This window comes from Paenibacillus sp. JZ16 (genome assembly GCF_015326965.1).
Classification (GTDB): Bacteria; Bacillota; Bacilli; order Paenibacillales; family Paenibacillaceae; genus Paenibacillus_AQ.
The window spans coordinates 2,908,150-2,931,918 of sequence record NZ_CP017659.1 but is presented as its reverse complement, the minus strand read 5'-3'; the positions used below and the strand labels follow the sequence as shown (position 1 = coordinate 2,931,918).

Genomic DNA, 23,769 nt, shown 5'->3' with positions numbered 1-23,769 from the left:
CCTGGCAGGCAATTCGGCCGGGGCTTCTTCATCATGAATGGAGCGATTGTTTTGGGACATCAATTAGCAAACGGACAATTGGAAGTTGATATTGCGGAAATCGGCCGTTATCAAGGCACGCGTTTTGACCGGACCGGTTTCATTACCCAGGTCAAATTAACCAAGAGCGGTCACACCTTCTGTGTACACGAGTTTGCGGAGGGTTTTAACGCCCAGGGCGGGTCTGGATTGTGTAACGAGTTTGGACTGCATGAGGGGATGGGGTATGCAGAGGCCGAAGTAGGAGGGTGGTTTCCTAAATTAGGGGTAGGGCTTCTTAAACGGGTCAGCGAGGACCCGTATCACTTTCAGTATACGTATCCGGTGGAACCGTTCGATGTGGATATCACTTCGGATGATGTGAGCATTTCCTATACGATTCATCCTAAGAACGTCAAGGGGTATGCGGCAAAACTCGTTAAGAAAATCTCGATTCAGGACACGGCAATGACGATAGATTATGAGCTCTGCAATGAAGGAAGCCAGAGGATCGATACGGAGGAGTATATTCATAATTTCATAGGGATTAACGAGGAGCTGGTAGGACCAGAGTATAAGCTGAAGTTACCGGTCCCTGTCCGTTTTACGGAGGTCGAATCGGATTATACATCGGATCTGCTATCCGTTCAGGAATGCGAGATAGGCTGGAACGCCAGACCGAACAAGCCTTTTTACGGAAGAATACAAGGCTTCAACGGCAGCGATTATTCCTATTCATGGGAGCTAACGCACACTGCCAGCAGGGCGGGAGTAAGGGAGATCAGTGATTTTCCGGTCGCGTATATGGCTCTGTGGGGGATGGGCCATGTCATCTCGCCGGAAGTGTTTATTCAACTGAGCCTGGCTCCCGGAGAAAAGAGAACCTGGAGCAGAAAGTATCAATTCTTCTGTTGGTAGCCGGACAATTTAATGTGAATAATTACACTTGAAGGTCTATGGGATTGTTGCTATGATTAGCGTTAATTAGCATTCATAGTAGAGAAAGGGTGGAGAGTCTTTTGAGCAAGAGAGCATACAATTTTAACGCAGGACCTGCTGCATTGCCGCTTGAAGTGTTGGAGCGCGCCCAGGCCGAATTCGTCAATTACGGGGATACCGGCATGTCGATCATGGAAATGTCGCATCGCGGTGCTGTGTATGAAGCCGTTCATAACGAAGCGCAGGAGCGCCTGCTGTCCCTGCTGGGGAATCCATCCGGCTATAAGGTGTTGTTCATCCAGGGCGGTGCAAGCACACAATTTGCGATGATACCGATGAACTTCCTGGGACAAGATCAGGTTGCGAACTATGTAATGACGGGAAGCTGGTCTGACAAGGCGATTAAAGAAGCCAAGCTGATCGGCGAAACTCATGTGGCGGCCTCTTCCGAGGAGAGCAAGTATATGGCTCTGCCTAGCCTTAAGGACATCCAGCTGTCGGATCGTGCAGCTTATCTCCATCTTACGTCCAATGAAACGATTGAAGGTACGCAGTTTAAGGAATTCCCGGATACCGGCTCGGTGCCGCTTATTTGTGATATGTCGAGCGATATTCTCAGCCGTCCGTTCGATTTGAACCAATTCGCCATGGTTTATGCGGGTGCCCAGAAGAACCTGGGGCCGTCCGGCGTAGCGGTTGTGATCGTTAGAGAGGATATGATTACAGATTCTCCTAAACATCTGCCAACTATGCTCCGCTACAATACGTATTTGAAAAATAACTCGCTGTACAATACGCCGCCGTCATTCGGCATCTATATGATCAACGAAGTGCTGAAGTGGATTGAGGAGAAGGGCGGCCTGCAAGGCGTTCAAGAGATGAACCGCAAGAAAGCCGCACTCATTTACGATGCCATCGATCACAGCGAAGGCTTCTACCGCGGCTGCGTGAATGCAGAGGTACGTTCCGATATGAACATTACCTTCCGTCTTGCTTCCGAGGAGCTGGAGAAGGAATTCGTGAAGGCTTCGGAGCAAGCAGGCTTTGTCGGCCTGAAGGGTCATCGCAGCGTTGGCGGTTTGCGCGCTTCGGTCTATAACGCCGTTCCGTACGAGAGCGCTCAGGCGCTCGTAGAATTCATGCAGCAGTTTAAGAACAGTCACAACTAATATCATATAAGATTACACCATGATAACCTTCCGCCGTTCGGCGGAAGGTTATTTCTGGATATCCCGGGAAATCGGGAAGGAATCGGTTATAATAAAAATAAAACAGAAGAAAAGGTGGACTTATCAACATGGCATTACACATCGTACTAGTCGAACCGGAAATTCCAGCCAATACGGGCAATATCGCCAGAACTTGCGCCGCAACGGGCACACATCTGCACCTGGTCCGTCCGCTCGGCTTTAATACAGATGACAAAACCTTGAAACGGGCCGGGCTGGATTACTGGTATGCCGTACATATTGAATATCATGATTCCTTTGAGGAGCTGCAGGCACTCTATCCGGAAGGACGCTATTTCTACGCCACGACGAAGGCAACCAAGCGTTATATGGACATTGATTATCAAGACGGGGATTTTTTGGTGTTTGGCAAAGAAACCAAGGGATTGCCGCCGGAGCTGCTAGCCGCGAATCGTGAGCATTGTATTCGCATGCCGATGACCGATAAGGTGCGTTCTTTGAATTTATCCAACTCTGCAGCGATTATGGTATATGAAGCATTGCGTCAATTGGATTTCCCGGGTATGGAATAAGTTATGCAAAACTTTGAGTTTTTTGGGGAATATCATCCAGTATACCTAGTTGATATTGAAAAAAACTAAGAAATTCTTAATTTCCAGCAGGATTCGACAACTTTTTATCGAACTATTATACTAGGCCCTTGTTATCAGTTCTGAACTGTGGTGTCAGAAATCACTTGTTGAAAATGAAAGAGGTGTACAATCGTTATGAAACCTGCTGGTGTTGTTCGTAAAGTGGATCAGCTGGGAAGAATCGTTCTGCCTAAGTCTCTACGCAAGAGATATCAAATGAACGAGGGGGATCCCGTAGAAATTCTTGTACAGGGGGACCATATCATATTGGAGCGCTATCGTCCGAAATGCGTCTTCTGTGGTTCTATGGACGGAGTAAGCGAGTTTAAAGAACGCTATATCTGTTCACAATGCATGTCCGAAATGCAGCAGCTTCCGAAACATGCCTAGGACCTTAAATGAATCACCTTTTGCGCATCGCTAATGAGCGGTGCCTTTTTTGTCCCTCAAAAAAATAAAACTCCCCCGATATACGAGGGAGACGCCTTACAGGCCTTTGGTTTTATCATCATTGTATGCCGCGGTCCAAATGCCAACCATGTAAAGGGCGAATACGAGCATGACGATCCAAAATGTTAATGAGAACGACATTCTTGCCACCTCCTGCTAAGCTAACCTTATTATAACCACCTTGAGCCAAAAAATAAACGAGAATATGAGGGCCGATTCTATCATTTGAAAAATAAGAAGTGCGTAGGTACCGGACGCAGACTTCCGTCCGATGGTTTGTTCACGACGCGGCCGTTTAGGATGAGGGATGCGGACCCGCCGCCATCCAGATTATACGCATCGATCACGCCCAGCTTTTTAAGCTTGTTTTGCAGCTCTTGCAGCGTGGCTCCCGATTTGCCCTTCTCATCATATCCTTCGGTAACCAGGATGAGCAGCTGATCGTCCTTGTAGTTGCCGATGACGGTACGCGGTGCGCGGCCGGGGGTCGTTCTCCATTTCTCGGGAATTGTCGTCTTGCTGCCGTTTTGGAGCAGCACGGGGACAAAGGTAGCACCGAACATGGGATCGAGCCGGTCAAGCTCGCTCTGGCTGTAGAACTTGCCACCGATCAGCTTGCCGGATTTGCTCATGCCGACAAAGGCAAGATCCTTAAAGCTCGGTTGAAACCCCGAGACGTATTTGCCATCATAATAGGTCGTGCTCAGTGGATGTCTGCCCCCGTTCCCGTCAGCGTATCCACCGGCATTAATCCCCGCGACCGCACCATGCCGGCTTACGGCGCGCATGGTGGTTTCGACGGACCCGGGTCTGCCGCTTTCGCTGCCAAGCGACATCTTCATCGCGGAAGGATCCTTCAGTTTGACCTTCATCGCATAGCCGTGATAGGTGCCCGGATTGATCTTGTACAATTCGATTCGAATCCGGTCACTGTTGACCGTTTCAATAGGGACACCCAATTTGGTTGTGATCCGTCGATTATAGATTTGCTCCGGGCGCGCGGCTTGCGATTCCGCTGTTTGCAGAATGGTTCCCACTGTGGCCGTCGTCTGCCGATAGAGCTTGGCCGTTTTTTCAATGGAGGATATCGTCTGTTCCGCAGAGACGGCGGCTTGATCCAAATCCTGTTTGATCACGGCTGATTGTTCCGATATGCTGCCGGATGGTATGTACTCGGCGGTGTCGTGCGACAGACGCGGCGGTTCCGTGATGAACCACATACACAGCAGCATTCCGATAAAAGGTGCAATGGCCAGCATAAACGTACGGTTTAACTGCTTGGGACGGATATACTTCAGTTTTCTCACTTCAGCAGCTCCATCTTGCGTTCCAGCTCTTTCAGCTGTTTCTCAACTTGGCTTAGTTGACTGTACAGCTTGTTGCTGTTGTCCGTTTTGCCGCTAGCCTGATCCTTGGTAAAGGTAAGCAGCTCATTAAACGACTGAACCTTGCTCTGCATTTCGTCCATTTCCTGAACCAGCTCGTTAAACCTTTGGTCGTACTCTGCTTTGAATGCCGCCATTTCCTGGCGCGTATCCTGCTGCAGCTGCACCACAACTTGCTCCTTCAAGTGATTGCTATATAGGTAGGCTGCGGTGGTACCCAGCCCGATGAGAACAATCCAAAATACCCAGAACCATTTGGTGGATGGCCCCTTTTGCTGCACTTCCTCACGGGATTTATAGGGGGTATTGTGTTCCTGGTCCAACATTGGCATTTCATCACCCCTCAAAAACTATCATTTTTTCCAAATTTCATTCTAACATGTCAGAATTACTTTCGCAAAGACGAACCAATAGCACTTGTTTTTATGAAAAATAGATTGCCTAGAAAGATAGAGTGGGATACAATCTGTATAGATTTGATTATCAAATAGGATACATATAAGACATTCGCCATGCATACCGTCAAAGGCCCTGCGCCTATAGGATTAATTAACCTAATTTCTATACGTATAACGGCTCTAAATTGCGTCTATCCATATCTGCAAACAACGAAGATTCGCAATACCGGATATGTAAGAAATTGACGGCGCTTACTTAATAGAGATACTAGAGATTCAAGTTTGTTGATACAGGAGGTCTATTAGAAAATGAATCAGGTTTGGCGGGTAGTTATCGTCGGCAGTCAACCTACAAGCATGCTGGGAACAAAATTGATTTTGGAAGAGCAGCAGGATCTGCTCGTTGAGGGAATGACATCCTCGGATTCAGAAGGGCTTCGCATGGTCGGGGATTTGCTTCCTGACTTGGTACTATTGGATTATCATTTGTCGGAACATACCTCGGAAGCCGTATTGGAGCAGATGAAGCAGCTGTCCCCGAAGACCCATGTCGTCATTATGACCGACAATGATGGCCTTCCTTTGCTGCAATCCTTGATCAGCCGCGGGGCAAGCGGCCTATTGTCCAAGCAGGCATCCACATTTCAGCTCATACATATGATTACCGGACTCCGGGAAGGCGTTGCCTCGCTGCCGCTCGACTGGGTAAGGCAAGGTATCTGGCCGTTAACGGCCTCTGCAATGAACGAGGGCGGACTCCAGCTCTCCGAGACGGAGGCTTTTATAATGGAACGGATTGTCCAGGGCATTACATACGACAAAATCGCCATGGAAATTCAGGTGAGCCGCCGCTCGATTGACAATTACCTTCGTAAAATCTATGTGAAACTCGGGGTATCCACCCGTGCACAGGCGATCGAGAAGTATGCGCTGTATACCCGTCAAGGCAGGCAAATATATGCCTAAGGCAGGATTAAGGTATAATATATACATATCAGGAATACCTTTTAGAGGTTGTTAAGAGGCTCCTGAATACAAAACCGAGGTTTTGATAACGGTTAGAGGAGGGACTTCCATGCAGTATTCCTTTGCTTCCCGTGCACAGACCCTTTTGTCATCCCCGCTGCGCGATATCAGGGAACTTGCGAAGCGGGATTCTTTTATTTCCTTGGCAGAAGAGCTGCCGGCCGAAGAGTTATTTCCTTTGCATTCACTGGCAGAAGCGGCGACCTCGGTGCTCTCCGAGGACCCGCTCGCCTTGCAGTACGGTGAGGCCGAAGGCTATGGACCGCTGCGCGAGTGGCTGAGCGAGGACTTTTCCCGCCGTAAAGGCCTGAGCATTCAGCCGCAGCATATTCTGCTGACTACGGGGACGCAGCAGGCCATCGATTTGCTGGTCAGGGTGTACGTGGACCCGGGCGATCCGGTGCTGGTGGAGAACCCCACCTCACCGGGACTGCTCCAGGTGCTGCGTCTCCAAGGTGCCGCCATCGTGCCTGTGGAGGGAGATCAAGACGGGATGCTGCCGGAGCACCTGGAGGCCATGATCCGGCAGCACAAGCCGAAGCTGCTTATGGCTGCGCCCAATTTTACCAATCCGACAGGCGTGATGTGGAGCTTGGAGCGGCGTCAGCAGGTGCTGGAGCTGTGTATCTCGCATGGACTTCTTATCGTGGAGGATGATTCTTACGGCGATCTTTATTTTGCGGACGCCAAGAATCCGAAACCCCGAATTCCTTCCATCTTCTCACTAGAGGAGCCGCAGGGAGGACATGTTCTGTATGTGGGCTCGTTCAGTAAAACGGTAGCGCCGGCGCTGCGTACGGGATGGGCTGCCGGGAACCGGCGCTTGATTGAGATGATGACGGCCGTGAAGCAGATGGCCGACTGGCAATCCAGCATGCTGAACCAGCGGATGCTGCACCATCTGCTGGAATCGAAGCATTTCAAGCTGGAGGACCATATCGGCATGCTTAATCGGGAATACGCAACGAGGCTCAAGCTGATGGTGGAGCTGCTGAAACGCAGCGCGTGGAAGGATTCGAAGTATGCGGTGCCTCCCGGGGGAATGTTTCTCTGGGTACAGCTGCCTCCGGGATTGAATGGGGATGCGCTCCTAAGAGCCGCTCTATTAAAAGGAGCCGCTTTCCTGCCAGGCTCGATGTGCTCGGCGGCAGATCGTACCCGTGAGTGTATCCGGCTGAATTTTACGCACCCGGGGCGGGATGAGCTGCTGCTCGGCATGAATCTCATCAGCGAAGCCGTGATGGAATTTACAGCCCGGAATTAGACATGGAAGGTTTCTTTATGCGAATCGTGTATAACATAGCAAAGCTGCTGATTGAGCCTGATTTCAGGTTCGGAATAGAATCAGCGGCTTTTTTTCATGGGCGAATATGTACTTGTTCGGAGTTCTACATGCAGAATCTATGATTTCAATACGGAAGCATAGTCTGCCAGAGCTTGTACGCCGGCCGGTGTCAACACGTAGCGACCGCGACTTACCCGACGGAACCAGCCGTAGTAATTGCGCTGCAGAATGTCAGCCGCCGATCCCACGCCGCTTCGATCCCGCACGGCCGCGGGAGAAATACCGGACAGCACCGCGGGTGTAACTTCTTGAAGCTCATGCCCCTCCTGCAGTTCGCGCGAGCTTCGCTGCTCCACTTCCGCCGCATTCATGGCAGCAGCAACGCGCAGCGTCTTCTCGCGATAAGCGGTAACCAGCTTGGCTCTCGTCACCCCGCCCGTGTTGTAATCGCCGCTGCGCTCCCGAAATTCATACAATAGGCGTTCCTTGCGCCTGATGGCGGTTCGTCCCTTCTGCACGGCGATCTCCGGCTCACAGAGCACCTCGACGAAGGGCGCTTTGGTTTTGTAGAAGGTGACCGTAATGAGTCCTAGTCCCAAACGTCCGCAGAGCCCCGTCAGCTCCGCCCAGCGCTGATTGACGGCTCCTTTCTTCGCCCGGCTCTTCTCGACGGCAAGGTAAACGTAGGGGGTCAGCTTTAACCGCTCGATGCCCTGGAGCAGAAGGGCCAGATTGAAGGTTTTTTTCAGCTCCACGATCAGCGGTTCATCGGCGCCCTCTTTCATGCCGACAAGGTCACAATTGTGTACTTCACCCTTCACTTCATAACCGTTTAGTTCAAAAAAGGCCTTCAGGGGAGCGTACAGCTCGGCTTCATGCTTTATCGCCATGATGACTCTCCTTTATTCGAAAGATGCTTTAATGTCAAGTTAATGTAATTTCAGTATAGCATGGGGACGGCTCGCATGGCGTACCCGAGTGTAGAATGGACCGGTGGTTAGATAAAATTGCATGCGCATGACTTCGAAAATAAGGTCAACTATTCCAAGCAAGTCGCATAGGTATGTAATACACTTTTTCGAAAATGGAATGTTTTCTAATGACGCTGTGGAATGGAAGCCAATCCCCATAAACAGACTCATAGGAGGTAGCGAAATGGATATTTTCGAACGCATAGCATCGTATCGGGCAGAAGGCGACCGTTTGGCGTGGAGCGGCACATTCAGGGAATACATTGAAATACTTAAGAAGGATCCCTCTCCAGCCATGACGGCACATGCCCGTGTATATGACATGATCGAATCCTACGGTTTCGAAGAGAGCGGGGGCCAGAAAAAATATAAGTTTTTTGAACAGGAAATCTTCGGTCTCGACCGGGCTGTCGAGAAACTCGTTGAAGAATATTTCCATTCCGCGGCCCGCAGGCTGGATGTGCGCAAACGCATACTGCTGCTTATGGGGCCTGTCAGCGGCGGGAAATCCACGCTGGTCACGCTGCTGAAGCGCGGCCTGGAGAAGCATTCCCGTACCGACCGCGGAGCGGTATACGCGATCGCCGGCTGCCCGATGCAGGAAGAGCCGCTGCATTTGATTCCGATGGAGCTAAGACCGGAGATCGAGAAGGAGCTCGGCGTCCGGATCGAGGGGAATTTGTGCCCGGCCTGCCAGCTTCGGCTTAAAACCGAGTACGGCGGCGATATCGAAAAGGTTGAAGTTGAACGGATATTAATCTCCGAGGAGAACCGGGTCGGCATCGGCACGTTCAGTCCGTCGGATCCCAAGTCGCAGGACATTGCCGATTTGACCGGCAGCATCGATTTCTCCACCATCACGGAATACGGCTCCGAATCGGATCCGCGCGCCTATCGCTTTGACGGTGAGTTAAACAAAGCGAACCGCGGCTTGATGGAATTCCAGGAGATGCTGAAATGCGACGAAAAATTTCTATGGAACTTGCTCTCCCTGACCCAGGAAGGGAACTTTAAAGCGGGCCGGTTCGCGCTGATAAGCGCGGATGAGCTGATCGTGGCTCACACCAACGAATCCGAGTACAAAGCATTTATCGCCAATAAGAAAAACGAGGCGCTGCAATCCCGGATGATTGTTATGCCGATTCCGTATAACCTGCGAGTCAGCGACGAGGAGAAAATCTACTCGAAGCTGATCGGCCAAAGCGATATGAAGCATATCCATATCGCGCCGCACGCGCTTCGATCTGCCGCGATATTCTCCGTCTTGACGCGTCTGAAGGAAACGAAGAAGCAGGGCATGGATCTGATCAAGAAGATGCGCATGTACGACGGTGTGGAAGTCGAAGGGTATAAAGAAGCGGACCTGAAGGAGATGCAGAATGAATATCTGGAAGAAGGCATGTCCGGGATTGATCCGCGGTATGTCATTAACCGGATATCCAGTGCTTTGATTAAGCAGGATCTTCAATGCATTAACGCGCTGGATATGCTGCGGGCGATCAAGGATGGGCTGGATCAGCATGCCTCGATTGCCAAGGAGGAGCGGGAGCGCTATCTGAATTTTATTGCCGCTGCACGCAAGGAGTATGATGATCTGGCGAAGAAGGAAGTCCAGAAGGCCTTTGTGTATTCCTTCGAGGAGTCTGCCAAGACGCTGTTCGAGAATTATTTGGATAACATCGAAGCATTCTGCAACTGGACGAAAATCCGCGATCCGTTAACCGATGAGGAGATGGATCCGGACGAAAGACTGATGCGTTCGATCGAGGAGCAGATCGGCGTCTCGGAAAACGCAAAGAAGGCTTTCCGGGAGGAGATCATGATTCGCATCTCGGCTTATTCCCGAAAGGGCAAAAAGTTCGAATATCACAATCATGAGCGCCTGCGCGAGGCGATTGAGAAGAAGCTGTTCACCGACCTGAAGGATATCGTCAAGATTACAACCTCGACGAAAACGCCGGATGCCGTGCAGTTAAAACGGATCAACGAGGTGAGCTCCAGACTGATCGAGGAGCATGGGTACTGCCCGGTATGCGCGAACGAGCTGCTGCGTTATGTGGGCAGTCTGTTGAATCGGTAATATCGAATAGAATAACGGAATGCCATGAGAAACCACTTGTGAAGTGAACTGACCCCATAAAGTTAGACATATTATTTTATTAGGCAATTTGTTGGGCATGAGTTCGGTACTGTACCGGACTCATGCCTTTTAGTTTTGCTTTAATTCGCTTGTGATTGTAATAATCGATATATGTAGAAAGTTCTTGTTTAAACTGCTCAATACTTTCAAATTCATTAATATATAGAAACTCAGATTTTATGATTCCAAAAAAGTTCTCAATGACCGCGTTGTCGTAACAGTTACCTTTACGGGACATACTTTGCTTAACACCGCGTTGTTCGAGGGCATGACGATACTGTTTCATCTGGTAATGCCAGCCTTGGTCAGAATGAATCAGAAGAGTATCTTCATCCGTTAGTCGATCGAATGCTTGATCTAGCATGGTTGAAACAAGGGAATAGACGGGTCTTGAACCGATCGTATACGTAATAATCTCCCCATTAAAAAGATCTAACACGGGGGATAAGTACAGTTTTTCTCCAAATAATTTAATCTCTGTTATATCCGTTACCCACTTCTCATTTGGCTTTTCAGCGGAGAAGTTACGCTCTAGAATGTTTGATGCAATCTTGCCAACCAAACCTTTATATGAACGATATTTCTTCATGCGTACTAGACACTTCAATCCCAACACGTTCATCAAACGCTGCACCTTTTTGTGATTCACATGGTGACCGCGATTCATTAACTCGTCTCGAATACGGCGATAACCATAACGCCCCTGATGCTCCTCATAAATCGCTTGAATAACGTCCTTTAACTCAGAATCTTTGTCCGGCATACCGAATGTATTCACCCAGTAGTAATACGTGCTACGTGGGATATCTGCGAGCTGGAGGAGTGCTTTCACCGAAAATTCGTTCCTTAGTTCATAGACTACTTGCGCTTTGTCTTGTTTGGTGATTTTTCCTTGTTTTGAACTAAGGTATTCAACTTTTTTAAATAAGCATTCTCCATACGCAAAAGTTCTATCTCTTTCTGTAAAGCCTCTACCGACCCCTTTACAGACTTTTGATCATTCAGTTGTTTTGGATCCTTTTTCATGGATGAACGCCCCTTTTTCTTTGGTTGTAGGGCATCTATTCCATGTAACTCTAAGCTTCTTTGCCAGCTTAGAATGGTACTATGACTCGCAATATTAAATACTGCAGCTGCCTCTCTAATAGACGTCCCATGTTCTTTTATATAATGAAGTACGTCTAGTTTATCCTGTACAGAATACGGTGTATAGCGCTTTTTAAAGACTTCTTCACCATGATGCTCATATTGTCTAATCCAATGTAAAAGGACAGTATGATGGAGTCCTAGTGATTTCGCAATCGATTTCATGCTTTCTGATCCATTTTGATAACGCATAACTGCTTGTAATTTTTCGTCCGAACTAAAATTAGCCATAGAAAAAACTGCACCTCCAATGTTAGATGGTGTCTAACAATTGGGGTGCAGTTCAAAGTTAGGGTGGTTTCTCATGTTTTGGGATGAAATGGCCCGGTTGGGTGGTGCAAATATATACACAATTAGGACTTTAGGATTATGTCTGTATGGTAAATATAGTCTATAATGGACCCTAAGTACTTGAACCTGTGATATGGATCACGCTATTTAGGAGTGGAGTTATCGAAATGATTGATGTTTCCCCGAAAAGACGCCAACAGTTGGAGTATATCGGATTGGATGAACAAGGGCTGGAGCTGCTGGCCAATCATCGCGACGTGTTTGCGAAGGTGGTTGAAGAGGTTGTTAACCGGTTTTACGCACAGATCGGGACGCATCCGCAGCTGATGCAGATTATCGAGCGCACCTCGACCGTGGAACGGCTTAAGGAGACCCAGCGGGTATACTGGATGTCCCTTGCGGCAGGAAGAGTGGATGACGCTTATATTGCCGAACGGATTAAAATCGGACAAGTTCACTCCAGAATCGGACTGAAAACGGACTATTACCTTGGAAGTTACATGGTTTATCTGGATATCGCTACCGACTTACTGAAGCAAATCGTACCGGATCAGTGGATCCAAGTGGTGCATGCCCTGAGCAAGATGTTTAATCTGGATTCCCAGCTCGTTCTGGAAGCTTACGAAATGAAAGAGAAAGAGAAAATCAACAATTTGGTATCGGATCAACAAAGAATGTTGGAAGCGATTACAAATGCGGTTCAAGAATTGACGGCCATGATCGTGGAGCTGGATCAAAGCGCGGCGTTAATGGCAGACAATGCGATCAAAACAGCGGAAGCACAGGATAAAGCGCATACGCTGACTTCCGAGCTGGGCGAAGAAATTCTGCATATTGAGCAGATGGGAAGTTTGATCAGGGAAATCTCGGATCAGAGCCACTTGCTCGGTCTGAATGCGGCGATTGAGGCTGCTCATGCCGGGGAATTAGGCAGAGGCTTCGAGGTGGTTGCCGGGGAAGTTCGAAAGCTGGCCACCCATTCCAAGAAGGCGATGGACGAGATTCAGGACAAGGTCAGCGGCATTATTCGCAAGCTGGGGCTTGTGGAGCAGGAATCAGAGAAAACATCCTTGAACGCACGAAATCAGGCGGCAAGCTCGCAGGAATTGGCTGCTTTTGTGAAAATGATGGAAAAGCTGGCCGATGATTTGGAATCACTTCAGCATGAATATGATGTTCAGAAGCATGATGTCCAAGAGGGAGCCATATCCCAGAAGGTAAGTGTATAACAGGGATCCAAGAAGCAAACGGATGAAGGATATCCCTAAACAACAGCAGCACCCCGCACATGGAGGAATCCCCCAGCGCGGGTGCTGCTGCTCTATGGCGCCATATTGTCTATCAAGGGCTGCGCTGTTAAATAAATCGCCGATGAAGCTTCTTGCCGTCGTAGGAGAACAGGATCGGTTTGCCCTCGATCATGCTGTGCAGATGCACGGGTTTGCCCCAGAGGCGGTAAACATAAGGGATGGTACGCTCCATATATTTCAGGTCAAGCTCTATGCCCTCATACAGATGCTTGATCATCAGCTCACCGGAGCGAAGATGATCGCCGTCGGTTACCACGAGAAACGGCGAGCCGCCGTTTACGCGGGAGACGACCAGCTGGTCGCGGATATTTTCCCACGCCTTGTCGGTGATTTTCCATTCCGGCCCTTTTTTCTCGAAGACATAGAGGTCCAGGTCCTCCACGAGTTCCTTCGTTAAATAATTGCGCAGGAAGGAAATATCGGAGTCGTATTCGCGCACATCAAACATCTTCTCCCGATCCCAGCGGCGTTCGATATCCTCGAAGATTTTCAGACCCAGGTAGTAGGGGTTCAGGCTGTGGCGCGACGGCTGCACGACCGAGGCGTTGAGCTTGGCGAATTCCACCGTTTCCTCGCTGGTCAGGTCCATCTCCCGCAGAATGCGCTGATGCCAGTACGAAGCCCAGCCCTCGTTCATGATTTTGGTTTCCATCTGCGGCCAGAAGTACAGCATTTCCTCCCGCAGCATACTCATAATGTCCCGCTGCCAATCCTCCAGAATGTCGGAGTGCTCCTGAATGAACCACATGATGTCTTTCTCCGGCTCGGGCGGGAAGCGTTTGGGTGCTGCCGGTGATTTATCGGCTTTGTCTTCGCCGTTTTCGTCCATATCCCATAAATCGTCATACCGGCCGGGAGGTTTCTGTCGCTTGGCTTCCTCCTTCTGCTCCTGCATCCGCCGTGCGGTGTATCGCTGCTTATCGAGTTTATCCGGCCTTACGATATGCGGGTCCACATGCTCTTGAATCGCCAGCACAGCGTCGATAAACTGCTCCACAGCCTCCGTGCCGTGCTCAATCTCGTAACGGGAGATACGCTCGGCAGTAGCCGACATGCTCTCAACCATATTACGGTTAGAGACGGAGAAGCGGGCGTTGTTTTTAAAGAAATCGCAGTGTGCAAGGACATGGGCCACAATGAGTTTATTTTGAATCAGGGAGTTGCCGTCCAGAAGAAACGCATAACATGGATTGGAGTTGATCACGAGCTCGTAGATTTTGCTAAGGCCGAAGTCGTACTGCATCTTCATTTTATTGAAGGTTTTTCCGAAGCTCCAGTGGCTGAACCGGGTAGGCATGCCGTATGCGCCGAAGGTATATATGATGTCTGCCGGGCAGATTTCATATCGCATAGGGTAAAAATCAAGGCCAAAGCCTGTAGCGATCTCGGTAATCTCCGCAATGGAACGTTCCAGTTCCGCGATCTCGTCTTGGTGCACGAGAATCCCCCTTCGTTATTAAAAACATGGTTCTTATCATTTATATGGAATCTTGCTGCAGATATGCGGGCTGACGAGGGGATGCCGGGAATATGTACGGGCTTCTGCGAAAAAAGAGTCCCGTCTCGTTCCACAGACGTAGCGAGCTGCCAGACCATGTAACGATGCCCCTCGGAAAGCTTTGCGTTATAATGGGATTAATCCAGCGGTTTGGCAGACTTCACCATTTATTAACCGATGGATAATAAGATGAGGTCAGGGAGGCAAATGAATGATCGAATTTCCTAAACCCGATGTGGAGCAATTTTTTCAAACTTATGGCATTCGTACCTTTGGAATCAGTGCAGACGAGTCACGGCTTGTATTCAGCAGCAGTCTAAACGGAAAGTTCAATTTATGGGCCATGGAGTTAGAAGGGGAGACGTCCTACCCTTATCCGCTTACATACAATGACCAGATCGCAAGCTTTATCAAGCTGGACCCGGAAGGGCGACATATCTTAACGGCGTTTGACCGTGACGGGAATGAAAATTATCAGTTTCATGCGCTGCGCTGGAACGGCGGCGAGCCGATGCCTTTGTTCGAAGGGGCCGATGCGGATGACAAACATTATTTCGTGCATTTGTCGGAGGATGGCAAGCGATTGTATTACGTCACATCGAAGGGGAATCCGTCCTTCCTGAATTCGCGCGTATATCATCTGGACACCAAGGAGGATCATTTGCTGCATGAAGGCGAGGTGACGTCGACCGAAATGTGTGCCGTGAGCCCCGACGAGAAAACCATCGCATATACGAAAATGTATGCCAACACCTACTATGTCAGTTACGTGAAGCGTGAAGGCGGCCAGCCGCTCTGCTTGACACCTTCCCCTGATCAGGTTCACATCTCGGGCGATGTGCTGTTCGCCAGCAATGACCAGGTCATTTTCGCAACGGATTACGAATCGGAATTTTCATATGTAGCCACTTACGACATTCCTCAGCAGAAGTTTGAACCGCTGTGCCGTTTCGACCGGGAGAGCATCCAGCTCTTGCGCTACCATAAGGATTCACGGACTCTCTATATCGTCACGGAAAAAGGGGTGGAGGATCGACTGTATGCCTATTCGCTCGACAGCGGGGCGTTAACCGCCATTCCTCTTCCATCGGATATCGTGGAGCAGCTCAACGTGACAAAGTCCGGCAATCTGTACCTGCTCGCCCGCGGCGCCGTGAAGCCGCTTAACATTTACCGTTACGCAGGCGGCTCATGGAGTATGATTACGAAGAACGTTTTGACAGGATTAACCGACGAGGACATGGTGACGCCGGAGGTTGTGACGTATCCTTCTTTTGACGGTATGGAGATCGAAGCGCTCCTGTTCCGAGCCAAAGACCATGTGGCGAACGGTTATACGGTTTTTTGGCCGCATGGCGGCCCGCAAGCCTCGGAACGCAAGCAGTTCCGTTCCATGTTCCAGTATATTCTGGCCAAAGGGTATCACATCTTCTGTCCGAACTTCCGGGGAAGCACGGGTTACGGCAGTTCCTTCGTGAAATTGGTGGAGCAGGATTGGGGCGAGGGACCGCGAAAGGATTGTTTGGCAGGCATGGATTGGCTGTTTGAGCAAGGCATTTCGAGCCGTGAGAAGCTCTTTGTGATGGGCGGAAGCTACGGCGGTTATATGACTCTGCTGCTGGCAGGACGTAATCCGGAGTATTTCAAAGCGGCGATTGATATCGTCGGGGTCAGCAACCTGTTTACCTTCTACAATTCGGTACCCGAGCACTGGAAGCCGATTATGGAGCGCTGGATAGGCGATCCGGAACGGGATAAAGAACGCTTTATCAAGGATTCGCCGATTACGTACCTGGATGATATGGTGAACCCGATGCTGATCATCCAAGGGGCTAACGATCCGCGTGTCGTCAAAGAGGAATCTGACCAAATCGTCGAAGCCTTGAGGGCGAAAGGCCGTGATGTGGAGTATCTCGTGTTCGATGACGAGGGGCATGGCATTACGAAGAAGGCCAACGAAAAAATCGCTTATGCGCGGATGGTCGAATTCCTGAAGCGCAATCAGTAAGAGACCGTATGAAAAAAGAGGCGTACCCAAGGTCCATTCGGACTCTGAGGTGCGCCTCTTCCCTTTAGCTATCTATAGTCTCGCTCGGATTCCAGAGCTTGATTCCATCGTCCTCCAGGATGCCTAAGGTCACATCCGAAATGTTCGGATCCTGGGTGAGCAGGGCGTTGATTCTCATTTTGGAATGGCCGGCCTCGGCCAGGGTCATTCCTTTCTTCAGTTCAATGTAGGCCTCCACATGATAGTTGCGGCCTTCCTGCAGGATGCGAAGACGATTGATGTCGCGGACATCCGGATCGCCGAGAATGATCTCGGAGATCTTCTCTTCCACTTCATTCGGTGCGGCGACGCCGATTAAGCCGACCATATTGTCATATCCGACCTTAAAGGCTACGCCCACCATCAGACAGCCGATCAGGATCGTGGCGATTCCGTCCAGGATGAGGAAATTGAAGAAATGCGCGAACACAATGGCAATCAACGCGAAGAGGGCGCCAAGCGTAGCCACGATGTCTTCATAGAACACAAGCCGTGTAGGCGGGGCAGCGCGGCCGGCATTTTTGAAAGCGGCGGGCAGCAGGGCAAATCCGGATGCTTGAACACGGGTTTCCTTCATAATCTCTTTCATAGCTTTCATCAGGATAGAGCCATCAATGATAACGGCAATGGCCAGCACAATGAAATTAAGCCAGAAATTCGTGGCTTCTTCCGGATGCTTTAACAGCTTGAAACCTTTCAGTATCGTTTCGTAGGCCATGATGGTGACCACGATCACCGCGACCATGCAGACCAGATTAATGACCCTGCCGAATCCGGTGGGGAACTTCTTGGTCGGCTTTCGCTCGGCCAGCACGCTGCCTACGAATACAAACCCCTGGTTTACGGCATCGGCCACCGAGTGCATGGCGGATGCAAACATCGTACCGCTCCCGCTAACGGACGCCGCTATCCCCTTGATTATGGCCAATCCCGTGTTGCCCAGTGCTGCAATGGCGGATGAGGTGTTTCCTTTTTTAATAAGCTGCCATGTGTTCTTCAATCCGAACCCTCCGTCTATTTTGTCGATTTCGATTTAAATCCGAAGTATATATTATCATATCATGCCAAATTAAGGGTATCCCCTATCCTCACGTGAAACATGATGTCATACATATTACTTAACATGTTTTTTGTTACATTAATCATTATTTACTCATATCTTCATTTCTTACCCAATACATTAAGAATATAGTGGAAAATAAAGGGATGTATGTAGTGAACACGGTTGGTAAGTGGTCTTTAGGAGGATGTGGCGAATCGAGTTACCGCTTGATGACAAAGCGTAAACTGCCTTGCAGCAAAGTGAAAAAACATAAGGAGGAAATGTTATGAAAGCGTTAACAAGTCCAGAGGCAGCGAAAGGCAAGGCGAATGAGGAATGGGGCCTGATTATATGCTCCAGATGTGATAAAATGGTGGACACGATTCCAACCGACGGAGTGAAGATCATTTATGGATATTGCGGAAAAGGGGAATGCAAAGGCACAGACCCTCAAAATTAATGGATGATCGTTAGCGGAATGTAAACAAAGCATGCTTTTTTGGGAGGAATCTTCCAGAAAGCATGCTTTTTTATGGATTTATAACCTTTTTTGATGGGTATTAAAAAAATGATTGATACCTAATTATGCATTTTTTAGACGAAAATATGTTGCATATATATTATATATGACGTATTATATCGGCAAGTAGAGGAAATGCACGCAGGAGGGATCACTATCGAACTGACGACAAGGCAGCAGGATATCGTCGATATCGTAAAAAAACATGCACCCATTACAGGAGATCAGATTGCGGAGATGCTGAATGTCAGCCGAGCCACCCTTCGTACCGATTTATCCAAACTGGTGGTTCTGGATTATATTGATGCCAAGCCAAAGGTCGGGTACTTTCTGGGAAAGCGGGGAACGCGCGACCGGGAGGAGAAGTTCCGCCTTCTCAAAATGAAGGTAGGCGATCTGCACGGTGTTCCGGTTATTGTGCGTGAGACCACGACGATTCATGAAGCCGTTGTATCCTTGTTTCTGGAGAACGTGGGGAATCTGATCGTTACCGATGCCGATGGTCATCTGGCCGGGATTGTGTCCCGCAAGGATCTGCTTAAGGTAACGCTTGGCAACCCGACGGCATCCTCCATGCCGGTAAGCCTGATCATGACCCGCCGGGCTAACGTGACAACCGTGCAGCCGGAAGATACGGTGCTGGATGCCGCCCGGAAAATCATCAACCATCAAATCGATAGCCTGCCGGTTGTCGTTCCGTCCGCTACGGGGAACCCGGGGGAACACTGGAAGGTTGTCGGTCGGATCACAAAAACGAATATTATCAAAATGCTGCTCGACATGGTAGCCGAGGAATAATGGGAGGAATCGGATGAATCAGGCATTAACTCATTTCATAGCAATCTGTTCGGACTCCATCGGGGAGACGGCTGAAGCAGTTGTGCAAGCTACCCTGCGCCAATTCGAGCTTCCGAATACAGAGATTAAACGTTATATGAACGTTCGCGACGAGGATGAATTGACCGAATTGATGGAGGAGGTGGCGCGGCGCGGAGGCTTTGTGGCCTACACGCTTGTGCAGCCGGAGCTTCGCGAGGTCATACGGGAGGAAGCCGTTCGGCTCAACATTCGTACGGTGGATATTATGGGGCCGATGATGCAGGCCTTTGCCGATACGTTCAACGACTATCCCAAACGGCTGCCGGGGCTGCTGCATCGCCTGGACGACAGCTATTTCCGGAGGGTCGACGCGATGGAATTCGCTGTCCAATATGACGATGGCAAGGACGTTAGCGCTATTTTGAAGGCGGACATCATATTGTTGGGCGTATCTCGAATCTCCAAGACGCCGCTATCGATGTTCCTCGCTCATAAAGGCTACAAAACGGTCAATTTCCCGATCGTGCCGGAGATGTCGCCGCCGTCGCAGCTCAGAGAAGTCACGAACGGGACGATCATCGGGCTTACGATCGAGCCGGAGCATCTTCTCAAAATCCGCAGCGAGCGCTTAAAGGTCATGGGACTGCCGCATCAGGTGCAGTATGCAGCCCTTGAGCGGATACAAGAGGAACTGGATTATGCCCTGTCGCTGTATGCGGAGCTTGGATGCCCCGTCATTGATGTTACCGATAAGGCGATTGAGGAATCCGCAGGACTGATTATGAATTATCTGAAATAAGGTGCATCGGTAAGGAAAAAAGCTGAAGGAGGGATTCATTCATGGAGAGTTCATTAGCATTGGAGCTTGTAAGAGTGACGGAGGAAGCGGCGCTGCAATCCGCCCGGTGGACAGGAAGAGGGGACAAGAACAGTGCTGATGAAGCCGCGACGGTTGCCATGCGCAAGCATTTTGATTCCGCAGCGATGGATGGTGTCGTTGTTATAGGGGAAGGCGAGATGGATGAAGCGCCCATGCTGTATATTGGAGAGCGCGTAGGGAACCGCAAAGGTCCGAAGATGGACGTGGCGGTAGATCCGCTCGAAGGAACGGAAACGGTGGCCAGCGGGCTGAACAACGCGTTATCCGTAATCGCCGCAGCTCCTCGAGGCACCCTTCTGCATGCGCCCGATATCTATATGCATAAGCTCGCGGTTGGACCCGAGCTTGCGGGCAAGCTGAGTTTGAATGATTCGATTGAGGTCACCCTTCGAAAAGCATCGGAGATCTTATCCAAGCCGCTGTCGGAGATGACGGTATCCATTCTCGATCGCGACCGACACAGCGCGATGATCAAGGCTTTGCGAGAGTCCGGGGTAAGAATCAAGCTGCTGAGCCATGGGGATGTTATGGGAGCAATCGAGACCTGCACGGACAGCGAGGTCGATCTCTATGTGGGCTCAGGAGGAGCTCCGGAAGGCGTTCTCGCTGCCGCTGCTTTGAAATGCCTGGGCGGGGAAATCCAGGGACGGCTCATACCGGAGACACCGGAGGATTTCATCAGATGCCAGGACATGGGGTTGAAGCATCCCGAGCAGCTGCTGACGATGGAGGATATGGTAGGCGGCGAAGGCGTATTATTCGTGGCTACGGGCGTGACGGCTGGCGATTTCCTGCGCGGCGTGAAGTTTATGCCGGGTCAGCGGGCCGAAACGCATTCCGTCATGATGTATTCCGGCACTAGAACCGTCCGGTATATCCGGAGCGTTCATCATCTGTTTCAAAGCAGTGAGACTTTAGCTGCCGCTGCATCTTCTTAATGCATAAGCAGGGTATCCATAATATAAAGGCACTCCAAAGGTTAGCTAACCTTCGGAGTGCCTTTATGCGTTGTTAACGGATTGGCGCTGCCGGATGCTTAACCGTGTCTCTTCCGTCCGAGCATCAGCCAAGCTCCGCCAAGCACAAGCAGCACAGCGATGACAGGCTGCACGACGGACAGATAATTCAGTACCGGTCCGATTGAGAATACCACGAAGAACAGCAGCGACAATACGGTCAGAATGTTAATCGGGATGAGCAGCCACTTGTTACGCGATCCGAACCAGTAGAACTCGAACAGCCCTGCCGCAACGGCCAGAATAAAGCCGGGCCACATGGAACCCCACGAGTCAAACAAGGAAGCGATTTGGCTGACAATACCGGCTGTGAGCAGAATGCCGCCCGGTATCAACAGTCCGATACCCTGTCGTCCAACCAGCGAGAAGTACATCCAGTGAAAAAACAGACCTAACGGGATCACGAACATCGTAGGCCAGAATGTGGCGAAGATGGAACCGGCGCCAACTGTTCCGCCTTGGTTTAAGAGCAAGTATGCGCCGAGCAGGATGAGCAGCGGTGCCAAGATTGTACGTTTCGTCATACAAACTTCGTTCCTTTCCTTTTGTAGATTGATTAATCCAAGAATACCATGCAATGAATGGGGATGTCCTCGGTCCTGCGGGGAATGTTTCACCTAGACTTTAGTCTAGGATGGCATGTTTAGCCAATAGGCAGGCCGTTTAATAAGGTGCTAAGCGGCTGTTAGGCAAGCCTGAATAAAGAAAAAACAGTCCTGCAGCAAAAGGGTTTCATAGCAGGACTGTCTTTTCCCATTGAAGGATATTATGAAGGCTTCTTGGTATACATGAGTCCAACGGTTTGAGGACCGCAGTGGCTGCATATGACGCAGCCAGCCGTAGAAATGCTAACCTGCCGTGCGCCTGTTTTCTCCTGCAGTTGCTTTTGCAGGAAGCGGGCTTCCTCCTCGGCCATGGTATGTACAACAACGATCAGATCATTGTCCATCTTATCCACTTGAGCCAGCGCATTCTGGATCATCTGATCCAGTGCTTTCTCTTTTTTGCCGCGTACCTTGTAAGCGGGGATCATACCGCCGTCCACGACTTTGATAACCGGACGGATTTTCAGCAGGCTGCCGATGATGTTTTGCATGCCCGAACAGCGTCCGCCTTTATACAAGTAATCCAGCGTATCGACAACGAATTCGCACTCCACTTCATTTACGGTGCGGCTTAATAACTCCACAATTTGCGGTATGGATGAACCTTCATTGGCTGCATGAACAGCCTTCATAACAAGCAGGCCGATACCGGAGGAAAGATTGCGTGAATCAAACACGGTAACCCGGCCCTCGGGCAGATCACCTGCGGCGATCAACGCATTTTGGTAGGTGGAAGAAAGCTCTGATGAAATGCTTAGGAACAGGATATCCTCGCCTTGCTCAATGGATGGCGTGAAGGCCGAAATAAAGTCGGACGGAGAAGGTGCCGCTGTTTTGGGCAGGCTGCCGATCTGGTCAACTTTGGCGTATAGCTGTTCCGGCGTGATGTCGACTCCGTCGCGCAAGGATTGTTCTCCGAATACGACGTAGAGCGGAACGATGCCGATATTATATTCTTCTATCCATGAAGGTGGTAAGTCGCAAGTACTGTCAGCAAAAATTCTAATTTTACCAGACATGAACATCTCCCTTTATCAACTAATTGAATCTTGTACTACTAGAATACCTTGTTTGATGAGAAAAGGGAATGCTCTTGTCGTTTTGGGTCGAGAGCTGAGCATACTCCAAAAAAGGCTGTAATTGTGCAACATATTCCATAAGTTTCCCGTTAATTCTAATGGAGGTGGTTTTATGGCTAAGCGTAAGCATTTGAGCAAAATGATCGCATTAACGACCGCTGCAATGCTGCTGATGGCAATAACGGCATGTGGAGGTGAAAACCCAACTTCTCAGCCGCCGGCTAATCCGAATCCCATAGTGGATGATGTCAAGGAACCGGCTGAACCCGTCGAAGAGCCGAAGATCGAGATCAAGCAGGGTACCGGTACCTATGTAGGTCAAATCGATAACAATTCCATTGAAATTGAAACAGCAGACGGTCCTACCGCGTTCCGGCTGGACGAAGGTATGGACCAAGTCATATCCAAACTACAGGGAGATGAATCCGTCTCGTATGAGTATTGGGAGCAGCCCATTGAGGGTGAAGAAGAATTGAAACAGCTGATTCTCACCAAGCTGACGGTGGAAGAGGAAGGCGGGGGCAAGGGTTCGGAGACCGCGCAGCTGCCTGCAACCAAAGAGTTTGAGCTTGAGCTGGAGGGCATGAAAGAGACCAAAACAGCTAAACTGGCAGAGGGCGACGGCTACGCGCTGTATATTTTTGATATCTTTTCCTTTGATGCAAAGACCAATAAGCTGACCATGAATGTGGATCAAGATTATTATGTTGAGATTACGAAGCTGCCTTCGGATTATAACGAGGATGAACTCAGGCTGGAAGCGAAGAAGGAGCTTGCCGATGCCGGTAAGGTTCGTGAAGCTGGCGACAATGAGAAGCATAAGGTCATGGAGGGTGCATCCGTGTATATGATAGGCGAAGGTGAGAGCCTGACCAAGATGTACATTGTGGATGAGATTGACGGACAGGGTTATATCTTCCGCGTCAATAACCCTCACCGCGAACCTTCCGAAGGATTTGCTACGCATGCTTTTACATCCTTGAGCTCGATTATGAATCAATAATACTCGCAAAAACAGCCTCTGCTGTTTGGCCATAAGGCTGAGCAGCGAGGCTGTTTTGTTATTCATATCGGATGGATGC

22 protein-coding genes are annotated in these 23,769 nt (G+C 49.8%); 14 read left to right on the top strand and 8 right to left on the bottom strand.

Going from position 1 to position 23,769, the window contains the following annotated elements; genetic code table 11:
* Positions 1 to 33 precede the first annotated feature (33 nt).
* The 4 genes from BJP58_RS13235 (at position 34) to BJP58_RS13220 (ending at position 3,169) form a co-directional block, all read left to right on the top strand.
* Complete coding sequence (locus tag BJP58_RS13235; RefSeq protein ID WP_233355064.1) at positions 34 to 936, top strand: hypothetical protein; 903 nt, start codon at positions 34 to 36, stop codon at positions 934 to 936.
* 101 nt (positions 937 to 1,037) lie between these two features.
* A complete protein-coding gene (gene serC / locus BJP58_RS13230) occupies positions 1,038 to 2,126 on the top strand; it encodes a 3-phosphoserine/phosphohydroxythreonine transaminase (protein ID WP_194544295.1) in 1,089 nt (362 codons plus the stop codon).
* 128 nt (positions 2,127 to 2,254) lie between these two features.
* Positions 2,255 to 2,719: a tRNA (uridine(34)/cytosine(34)/5-carboxymethylaminomethyluridine(34)-2'-O)-methyltransferase TrmL gene (trmL, locus tag BJP58_RS13225; RefSeq protein WP_194544294.1), complete on the top strand. Its 465-nt coding sequence runs from the start codon at positions 2,255 to 2,257 to the stop codon at positions 2,717 to 2,719.
* A gap of 195 nt (positions 2,720 to 2,914) precedes the next feature.
* Positions 2,915 to 3,169, top strand: a complete 255-nt coding sequence (locus BJP58_RS13220; RefSeq protein ID WP_009595823.1) for an AbrB/MazE/SpoVT family DNA-binding domain-containing protein — start codon at positions 2,915 to 2,917, stop codon at positions 3,167 to 3,169.
* A gap of 281 nt (positions 3,170 to 3,450) precedes the next feature.
* On the opposite strand, the gene BJP58_RS13215 is transcribed toward BJP58_RS13220, so the two are convergent.
* Together BJP58_RS13215 and BJP58_RS13210 are read right to left on the bottom strand one after the other, a co-directional pair.
* Complete coding sequence (locus BJP58_RS13215) at positions 3,451 to 4,536, bottom strand: phosphodiester glycosidase family protein (RefSeq protein WP_194544293.1); 1,086 nt, start codon at positions 4,534 to 4,536, stop codon at positions 3,451 to 3,453.
* On the bottom strand, positions 4,533 to 4,940 hold the full coding sequence (locus BJP58_RS13210) for a hypothetical protein (protein ID WP_194544292.1): 408 nt from the start codon (positions 4,938 to 4,940) through the stop codon (positions 4,533 to 4,535). The genes BJP58_RS13215 and BJP58_RS13210 overlap by 4 nt, the downstream gene beginning before the upstream one ends.
* A 381-nt stretch (positions 4,941 to 5,321) precedes the next feature.
* On the opposite strand from BJP58_RS13210, the gene BJP58_RS13205 reads away from it, so the two are divergent.
* Together BJP58_RS13205 and BJP58_RS13200 are read left to right on the top strand one after the other, a co-directional pair.
* Positions 5,322 to 5,978, top strand: a complete 657-nt coding sequence (locus tag BJP58_RS13205; protein WP_076324451.1) for a DNA-binding response regulator — start codon at positions 5,322 to 5,324, stop codon at positions 5,976 to 5,978.
* Positions 5,979 to 6,087: 109 nt separating this feature from the next.
* Positions 6,088 to 7,302, top strand: a complete 1,215-nt coding sequence (locus tag BJP58_RS13200) for an aminotransferase-like domain-containing protein (RefSeq protein WP_194544291.1) — start codon at positions 6,088 to 6,090, stop codon at positions 7,300 to 7,302.
* A gap of 137 nt (positions 7,303 to 7,439) precedes the next feature.
* On the opposite strand, the gene BJP58_RS13195 is transcribed toward BJP58_RS13200, so the two are convergent.
* Positions 7,440 to 8,213, bottom strand: a complete 774-nt coding sequence (locus tag BJP58_RS13195) for a DUF2161 family putative PD-(D/E)XK-type phosphodiesterase (RefSeq protein WP_194544290.1) — start codon at positions 8,211 to 8,213, stop codon at positions 7,440 to 7,442.
* A 265-nt stretch (positions 8,214 to 8,478) separates the two neighbouring features.
* Between BJP58_RS13195 and BJP58_RS13190 the strand changes: the two genes are divergently transcribed.
* Positions 8,479 to 10,374 carry a PrkA family serine protein kinase gene (locus BJP58_RS13190; protein WP_194544289.1) on the top strand — a complete coding sequence of 632 codons (1,896 nt, stop codon included), beginning with the start codon at positions 8,479 to 8,481 and terminating at the stop codon, positions 10,372 to 10,374.
* Between the two features lie 79 nt (positions 10,375 to 10,453).
* On the opposite strand, the gene BJP58_RS13185 is transcribed toward BJP58_RS13190, so the two are convergent.
* A protein-coding gene (locus tag BJP58_RS13185) for an IS3 family transposase (protein ID WP_194543387.1) occupies positions 10,454 to 11,811 on the bottom strand; the annotation gives its coding sequence in 2 pieces (ribosomal slippage) (positions 10,454 to 11,358 and positions 11,358 to 11,811; 1,359 coding nt in all).
* Between the two features lie 227 nt (positions 11,812 to 12,038).
* On the opposite strand from BJP58_RS13185, the gene BJP58_RS13180 reads away from it, so the two are divergent.
* Positions 12,039 to 13,100, top strand: a complete 1,062-nt coding sequence (locus tag BJP58_RS13180; protein WP_194544288.1) for a globin-coupled sensor protein — start codon at positions 12,039 to 12,041, stop codon at positions 13,098 to 13,100.
* Between the two features lie 127 nt (positions 13,101 to 13,227).
* Here BJP58_RS13180 and BJP58_RS13175 read toward each other — a convergent pair whose 3' ends face one another.
* Positions 13,228 to 14,619, bottom strand: a complete 1,392-nt coding sequence (locus BJP58_RS13175) for a SpoVR family protein (protein WP_194544287.1) — start codon at positions 14,617 to 14,619, stop codon at positions 13,228 to 13,230.
* Between the two features lie 271 nt (positions 14,620 to 14,890).
* On the opposite strand from BJP58_RS13175, the gene BJP58_RS13170 reads away from it, so the two are divergent.
* Positions 14,891 to 16,687, top strand: coding sequence for a S9 family peptidase (locus BJP58_RS13170; protein WP_194544286.1), 1,797 nt, complete (start codon positions 14,891 to 14,893; stop codon positions 16,685 to 16,687).
* A 64-nt stretch (positions 16,688 to 16,751) separates the two neighbouring features.
* Here BJP58_RS13170 and BJP58_RS13165 read toward each other — a convergent pair whose 3' ends face one another.
* Positions 16,752 to 17,726, bottom strand: coding sequence for a cation diffusion facilitator family transporter (locus BJP58_RS13165; RefSeq protein WP_194544285.1), 975 nt, complete (start codon positions 17,724 to 17,726; stop codon positions 16,752 to 16,754).
* 328 nt (positions 17,727 to 18,054) lie between these two features.
* Between BJP58_RS13165 and BJP58_RS13160 the strand changes: the two genes are divergently transcribed.
* From BJP58_RS13160 to glpX, 4 genes are all read left to right on the top strand, one after another.
* Positions 18,055 to 18,228, top strand: a complete 174-nt coding sequence (locus BJP58_RS13160; RefSeq protein ID WP_194544284.1) for a GapA-binding peptide SR1P — start codon at positions 18,055 to 18,057, stop codon at positions 18,226 to 18,228.
* Positions 18,229 to 18,423: 195 nt separating this feature from the next.
* Positions 18,424 to 19,086 (top strand): helix-turn-helix transcriptional regulator, encoded by a 663-nt coding sequence (locus BJP58_RS13155; RefSeq protein ID WP_194544283.1) that lies wholly within the window; start codon positions 18,424 to 18,426, stop codon positions 19,084 to 19,086.
* Positions 19,087 to 19,099: 13 nt separating this feature from the next.
* On the top strand, positions 19,100 to 19,906 hold the full coding sequence (locus tag BJP58_RS13150) for a pyruvate, water dikinase regulatory protein (RefSeq protein ID WP_071217883.1): 807 nt from the start codon (positions 19,100 to 19,102) through the stop codon (positions 19,904 to 19,906).
* A 41-nt stretch (positions 19,907 to 19,947) separates the two neighbouring features.
* On the top strand, positions 19,948 to 20,925 hold the full coding sequence (gene glpX / locus BJP58_RS13145; RefSeq protein WP_194544282.1) for a class II fructose-bisphosphatase: 978 nt from the start codon (positions 19,948 to 19,950) through the stop codon (positions 20,923 to 20,925).
* 98 nt (positions 20,926 to 21,023) lie between these two features.
* Here glpX and BJP58_RS13140 read toward each other — a convergent pair whose 3' ends face one another.
* Together BJP58_RS13140 and BJP58_RS13135 are read right to left on the bottom strand one after the other, a co-directional pair.
* Positions 21,024 to 21,527, bottom strand: a complete 504-nt coding sequence (locus tag BJP58_RS13140; protein WP_194544281.1) for a hypothetical protein — start codon at positions 21,525 to 21,527, stop codon at positions 21,024 to 21,026.
* A 242-nt stretch (positions 21,528 to 21,769) separates the two neighbouring features.
* Positions 21,770 to 22,627, bottom strand: a complete 858-nt coding sequence (locus BJP58_RS13135; RefSeq protein ID WP_194544280.1) for a DegV family protein — start codon at positions 22,625 to 22,627, stop codon at positions 21,770 to 21,772.
* Positions 22,628 to 22,799: 172 nt separating this feature from the next.
* Between BJP58_RS13135 and BJP58_RS13130 the strand changes: the two genes are divergently transcribed.
* Positions 22,800 to 23,690 carry a hypothetical protein gene (locus tag BJP58_RS13130; RefSeq protein WP_194544279.1) on the top strand — a complete coding sequence of 297 codons (891 nt, stop codon included), beginning with the start codon at positions 22,800 to 22,802 and terminating at the stop codon, positions 23,688 to 23,690.
* Positions 23,691 to 23,769 lie beyond the last annotated feature (79 nt).

Bases quoted from the DNA above. Each gene is read 5' to 3' on its own strand.
- BJP58_RS13180 (WP_194544288.1), top strand. From the start codon at position 12,039: ATGATTGATGTTTCCCCGAAAAGACGCCAACAGTTGGAGTATATCGGA.
- BJP58_RS13235 (WP_233355064.1), top strand. From the start codon at position 34: ATGAATGGAGCGATTGTTTTGGGACATCAATTAGCAAACGGACAATTG.
- BJP58_RS13155 (WP_194544283.1), top strand. From the start codon at position 18,424: ATGCACGCAGGAGGGATCACTATCGAACTGACGACAAGGCAGCAGGAT.
- BJP58_RS13140 (WP_194544281.1), bottom strand. From the start codon at position 21,527: ATGACGAAACGTACAATCTTGGCACCGCTGCTCATCCTGCTCGGCGCA.
- BJP58_RS13160 (WP_194544284.1), top strand. From the start codon at position 18,055: ATGAAAGCGTTAACAAGTCCAGAGGCAGCGAAAGGCAAGGCGAATGAG.
- BJP58_RS13130 (WP_194544279.1), top strand. From the start codon at position 22,800: ATGGCTAAGCGTAAGCATTTGAGCAAAATGATCGCATTAACGACCGCT.
- BJP58_RS13170 (WP_194544286.1), top strand. From the start codon at position 14,891: ATGATCGAATTTCCTAAACCCGATGTGGAGCAATTTTTTCAAACTTAT.
- BJP58_RS13210 (WP_194544292.1), bottom strand. From the start codon at position 4,940: ATGTTGGACCAGGAACACAATACCCCCTATAAATCCCGTGAGGAAGTG.
- glpX (WP_194544282.1), top strand. From the start codon at position 19,948: ATGGAGAGTTCATTAGCATTGGAGCTTGTAAGAGTGACGGAGGAAGCG.
- BJP58_RS13205 (WP_076324451.1), top strand. From the start codon at position 5,322: ATGAATCAGGTTTGGCGGGTAGTTATCGTCGGCAGTCAACCTACAAGC.
- BJP58_RS13190 (WP_194544289.1), top strand. From the start codon at position 8,479: ATGGATATTTTCGAACGCATAGCATCGTATCGGGCAGAAGGCGACCGT.
- BJP58_RS13195 (WP_194544290.1), bottom strand. From the start codon at position 8,213: ATGGCGATAAAGCATGAAGCCGAGCTGTACGCTCCCCTGAAGGCCTTT.
- BJP58_RS13135 (WP_194544280.1), bottom strand. From the start codon at position 22,627: ATGTCTGGTAAAATTAGAATTTTTGCTGACAGTACTTGCGACTTACCA.
- BJP58_RS13200 (WP_194544291.1), top strand. From the start codon at position 6,088: ATGCAGTATTCCTTTGCTTCCCGTGCACAGACCCTTTTGTCATCCCCG.
- trmL (WP_194544294.1), top strand. From the start codon at position 2,255: ATGGCATTACACATCGTACTAGTCGAACCGGAAATTCCAGCCAATACG.
- BJP58_RS13220 (WP_009595823.1), top strand. From the start codon at position 2,915: ATGAAACCTGCTGGTGTTGTTCGTAAAGTGGATCAGCTGGGAAGAATC.
- BJP58_RS13150 (WP_071217883.1), top strand. From the start codon at position 19,100: ATGAATCAGGCATTAACTCATTTCATAGCAATCTGTTCGGACTCCATC.